Origin of the sequence: Streptococcus sp. 21.1, from assembly GCF_016648635.1 — a bacterium.
In the GTDB taxonomy this organism is placed as follows: domain Bacteria; phylum Bacillota; class Bacilli; order Lactobacillales; family Streptococcaceae; genus Streptococcus.
In genome coordinates, this window is the sequence record NZ_JACLQL010000023.1 from 1 (window position 1) to 5,047 (window position 5,047).

1 tRNA gene and 3 rRNA genes are annotated in these 5,047 nt (G+C 49.4%); all 4 read left to right on the forward strand.

What is annotated here, in order from left to right:
• The first annotated feature begins 127 nt into the window (after positions 1–127).
• Positions 128–1,675, forward strand: a 16S ribosomal RNA gene (locus tag H7U01_RS09860).
• Positions 1,676–1,729: 54 nt separating this feature from the next.
• A tRNA-Ala gene (locus tag H7U01_RS09865) sits at positions 1,730–1,802 on the forward strand.
• A 146-nt stretch (positions 1,803–1,948) separates the two neighbouring features.
• Positions 1,949–4,848 (forward strand): 23S ribosomal RNA (locus H7U01_RS09870).
• 83 nt (positions 4,849–4,931) lie between these two features.
• Positions 4,932–5,047, forward strand: a 5S ribosomal RNA gene (rrf, locus tag H7U01_RS09875).
• Together the 16S, 23S and 5S rRNA genes with 1 tRNA gene alongside form the textbook arrangement of a ribosomal RNA operon.

Sequence of the window (5,047 nt, forward strand, 5' to 3'; positions counted from 1 at the left end):
AGACCTTTGAGAACTGAATAAGAAACCAAGTGCAGGGTTATGATAGAAGAAATTATAACCTGTCAATTTACAAGAATAAATCGTCAGACGACGGTAATGAGTTAACGCTCGAACAATTATTAAAGATTTTAATGAGAGTTTGATCCTGGCTCAGGACGAACGCTGGCGGCGTGCCTAATACATGCAAGTAGAACGCTGAAGAGAGGAGCTTGCTCTTCTTGGATGAGTTGCGAACGGGTGAGTAACGCGTAGGTAACCTGCCTTGTAGCGGGGGATAACTATTGGAAACGATAGCTAATACCGCATAACAATGGATGACACATGTCATTTATTTGAAAGGGGCAATTGCTCCACTACAAGATGGACCTGCGTTGTATTAGCTAGTAGGTGAGGTAACGGCTCACCTAGGCGACGATACATAGCCGACCTGAGAGGGTGATCGGCCACACTGGGACTGAGACACGGCCCAGACTCCTACGGGAGGCAGCAGTAGGGAATCTTCGGCAATGGGGGCAACCCTGACCGAGCAACGCCGCGTGAGTGAAGAAGGTTTTCGGATCGTAAAGCTCTGTTGTAAGTCAAGAACGAGTGTGAGAGTGGAAAGTTCACACTGTGACGGTAGCTTACCAGAAAGGGACGGCTAACTACGTGCCAGCAGCCGCGGTAATACGTAGGTCCCGAGCGTTGTCCGGATTTATTGGGCGTAAAGCGAGCGCAGGCGGTTTGATAAGTCTGAAGTTAAAGGCTGTGGCTCAACCATAGTTCGCTTTGGAAACTGTCAAACTTGAGTGCAGAAGGGGAGAGTGGAATTCCATGTGTAGCGGTGAAATGCGTAGATATATGGAGGAACACCGGTGGCGAAAGCGGCTCTCTGGTCTGTAACTGACGCTGAGGCTCGAAAGCGTGGGGAGCGAACAGGATTAGATACCCTGGTAGTCCACGCCGTAAACGATGAGTGCTAGGTGTTGGATCCTTTCCGGGATTCAGTGCCGCAGCTAACGCATTAAGCACTCCGCCTGGGGAGTACGACCGCAAGGTTGAAACTCAAAGGAATTGACGGGGGCCCGCACAAGCGGTGGAGCATGTGGTTTAATTCGAAGCAACGCGAAGAACCTTACCAGGTCTTGACATCCCGATGCTATTTCTAGAGATAGAAAGTTACTTCGGTACATCGGTGACAGGTGGTGCATGGTTGTCGTCAGCTCGTGTCGTGAGATGTTGGGTTAAGTCCCGCAACGAGCGCAACCCCTATTGTTAGTTGCCATCATTCAGTTGGGCACTCTAGCGAGACTGCCGGTAATAAACCGGAGGAAGGTGGGGATGACGTCAAATCATCATGCCCCTTATGACCTGGGCTACACACGTGCTACAATGGTTGGTACAACGAGTTGCGAGTCGGTGACGGCAAGCTAATCTCTTAAAGCCAATCTCAGTTCGGATTGTAGGCTGCAACTCGCCTACATGAAGTCGGAATCGCTAGTAATCGCGGATCAGCACGCCGCGGTGAATACGTTCCCGGGCCTTGTACACACCGCCCGTCACACCACGAGAGTTTGTAACACCCGAAGTCGGTGAGGTAACCTTTTGGAGCCAGCCGCCTAAGGTGGGATAGATGATTGGGGTGAAGTCGTAACAAGGTAGCCGTATCGGAAGGTGCGGCTGGATCACCTCCTTTCTAAGGAAAAACGGAATGTACTTGAGTTTCTTATTTAGTTTTGAGAGGTCTTGTGGGGCCTTAGCTCAGCTGGGAGAGCGCCTGCTTTGCACGCAGGAGGTCAGCGGTTCGATCCCGCTAGGCTCCATTGAATCGAAAGATTCAAGTATTGTCCATTGAAAATTGAATATCTATATCAAATTCCATATGTAATTAATTACATATAGATAGTAACAAGAAAATAAACCGAAACGCTGTGAATATTTAATGAGTTAGGTCGAAAGACCAAAATAAGGTTAAGTTAATAAGGGCGCACGGTGGATGCCTTGGCACTAGAAGCCGATGAAGGACGTGACTAACGACGAAATGCTTTGGGGAGCTGTAAGTGAGCAATGATCCAGAGATGTCCGAATGGGGGAACCCGGCAGGTAATGCCTGTCACTCATTACTGTTAAGGTAATGTAGAGGAAGACGCAGTGAACTGAAACATCTAAGTAGCTGCAGGAAGAGAAAGCAAAAGCGATTGCCTTAGTAGCGGCGAGCGAAACGGCAAGAGGGCAAACCGAAGAGTTTACTCTTCGGGGTTGTAGGACTGCAACGTGGACTTAAAGATTATAGAAGAACTACCTGGGAAGGTAGGCCAAAGAGAGTAATAGCCTCGTATTCGAAATAGTCTTTATACCTAGCAGTATCCTGAGTACGGCGAGACACGAGAAATCTCGTCGGAATCTGGGAGGACCATCTCCCAACCCTAAATACTCTCTAGTGACCGATAGTGAACCAGTACCGTGAGGGAAAGGTGAAAAGCACCCCGGGAGGGGAGTGAAATAGAACCTGAAACCGTGTGCCTACAACAAGTTCGAGCCCGTTAATGGGTGAGAGCGTGCCTTTTGTAGAATGAACCGGCGAGTTACGATATGATGCGAGGTTAAGTTGAAGAGACGGAGCCGTAGGGAAACCGAGTCTTAATAGGGCGCATTAGTATCATGTCGTAGACCCGAAACCATGTGACCTACCCATGAGCAGGTTGAAGGTGAGGTAAAACTCACTGGAGGACCGAACCAGGGCACGTTGAAAAGTGCTTGGATGACTTGTGGGTAGCGGAGAAATTCCAAACGAACTTGGAGATAGCTGGTTCTCTCCGAAATAGCTTTAGGGCTAGCGTCGATGTTAAGTCTCTTGGAGGTAGAGCACTGTTTGGGTGAGGGGTCCATCCCGGATTACCAATCTCAGATAAACTCCGAATGCCAACGAGATATAATCGGCAGTCAGACTGCGAGTGCTAAGATCCGTAGTCGAAAGGGAAACAGCCCAGACCACCAGCTAAGGTCCCAAAATATATGTTAAGTGGAAAAGGATGTGGGGTTGCACAGACAACTAGGATGTTAGCTTAGAAGCAGCTATTCATTCAAAGAGTGCGTAATAGCTCACTAGTCGAGTGACCCTGCGCCGAAAATGTACCGGGGCTAAAACATATTACCGAAGCTGTGGATACCTTTATAGGTATGGTAGGAGAGCGTTCTATGTGCGAAGAAGGTGTACCGTGAGGAGTGCTGGAGCGCATAGAAGTGAGAATGCCGGTATGAGTAGCGAAAGACAGGTGAGAATCCTGTCCACCGTAAGACTAAGGTTTCCAGGGGAAGGCTCGTCCGCCCTGGGTTAGTCGGGACCTAAGGAGAGACCGAAAGGTGTATCCGATGGACAACAGGTTGATATTCCTGTACTAGAGTATATAGTGATGGAGGGACGCAGTAGGCTAACTAAACCAGACGATTGGAAGTGTCTGGCCAAGCAGTGAGGTGTGATATGAGTCAAATGCTTATATCTCTAACATTGAGCTGTGATGGGGAGCGAAGTTTAGTAGCGAAGTTAGTGATGTCACACTGCCGAGAAAAGCTTCTAGCGTTAATTATACTCTACCCGTACCGCAAACCGACACAGGTAGTCGAGGCGAGTAGCCTCAGGTGAGCGAGAGAACTCTCGTTAAGGAACTCGGCAAAATGGCCCCGTAACTTCGGGAGAAGGGGCGCTGACTTATGGTCAGCCGCAGTGAATAGGCCCAAGCAACTGTTTATCAAAAACACAGCTCTCTGCTAAATCGTAAGATGATGTATAGGGGGTGACGCCTGCCCGGTGCTGGAAGGTTAAGAGGAGTGCTTAGCGTAAGCGAAGGTATGAATTGAAGCCCCAGTAAACGGCGGCCGTAACTATAACGGTCCTAAGGTAGCGAAATTCCTTGTCGGGTAAGTTCCGACCCGCACGAAAGGCGTAATGATTTGGGCACTGTCTCAACGAGAGACTCGGTGAAATTTTAGTACCTGTGAAGATGCAGGTTACCCGCGACAGGACGGAAAGACCCCATGGAGCTTTACTGCAGTTTGATATTGAGTATCTGTACCACATGTACAGGATAGGTAGGAGCCTATGACCTCGGGACGCCAGTTTCGAGTGAGGCGTTGTTGGGATACTACCCTTGTGTTATGGCTACTCTAACCCAGATAGGTTATCCCTATCGGAGACAGTGTCTGACGGGCAGTTTGACTGGGGCGGTCGCCTCCTAAAAGGTAACGGAGGCGCCCAAAGGTTCCCTCAGAATGGTTGGAAATCATTCGCAGAGTGTAAAGGTATAAGGGAGCTTGACTGCGAGAGCTACAACTCGAGCAGGGACGAAAGTCGGGCTTAGTGATCCGGTGGTTCCGCATGGAAGGGCCATCGCTCAACGGATAAAAGCTACCCTGGGGATAACAGGCTTATCTCCCCCAAGAGTTCACATCGACGGGGAGGTTTGGCACCTCGATGTCGGCTCGTCGCATCCTGGGGCTGTAGTCGGTCCCAAGGGTTGGGCTGTTCGCCCATTAAAGCGGCACGCGAGCTGGGTTCAGAACGTCGTGAGACAGTTCGGTCCCTATCCGTCGCGGGCGTAGGAAATTTGAGAGGATCTGCTCCTAGTACGAGAGGACCAGAGTGGACTTACCGCTGGTGTACCAGTTGTTCTGCCAAGAGCATCGCTGGGTAGCTATGTAGGGAAGGGATAAACGCTGAAAGCATCTAAGTGTGAAGCCCACCTCAAGATGAGATTTCCCATGATTTTATATCAGTAAGAGCCCTGAGAGATGATCAGGTTGATAGGTTAGAAGTGGAAGTGTGGTGACACATGTAGCGGACTAATACTAATAGCTCGAGGACTTATCCAAAGAAAGTAACTGAGACATATTGACAACGATTTGGTTTCTTGATACAGTATAGATATTCAATTTTGAGTTGAGAATACTCAGAGTTAAGTGACGATAGCCTAGGAGATACACCTGTTCCCATGCCGAACACAGAAGTTAAGCCCTAGTACGCCTGATGTAGTTGGGGGTTGCCCCCTGTTAGATACGGTAGTCGCTTAGC